This is a genomic window from Chromohalobacter sp. HP20-39 (genome assembly GCF_033052815.1).
Classification (GTDB): domain Bacteria; phylum Pseudomonadota; class Gammaproteobacteria; order Pseudomonadales; family Halomonadaceae; genus Chromohalobacter.
On the sequence record NZ_JAWHTP010000529.1, the window covers coordinates 1 to 286 of the forward strand.

Annotated in this window: 1 pseudogene; it reads right to left on the reverse strand. The window is 68.5% G+C overall.

The features are described from left to right. Positions 1-286: pseudogene (locus RVY79_RS19065) on the reverse strand (integrating conjugative element protein); the annotation flags it as partial.

Below are 286 nucleotides of genomic sequence, written 5' to 3' on the forward strand. Positions count from 1 at the left end.
CCAGCTCGCGCCGCAGCTCCAGTTCGGTCTTGAGGTTGCGAATCTCACGGTCGAGCGTGTCGCTCTCGTGGTTCACCGCCTCAACGGCAAGCTCGTTGGCCGCGACGTTGGGCTCCTTCTTGCCCGTGAGCAGCGTGCGCTGCAGCAGCAGCGCTTTCTCCAGCACGGACGCCAGCGCGACTTCGGACGCCAAGCGCTGCGACAGCAGGTGCTGGTCGGGCTCGTCGCGCAGCGCCTCGATCACGCCGCGCGTGATCGGCAGCGACGCGCTGCCAGCTTCGCGCAG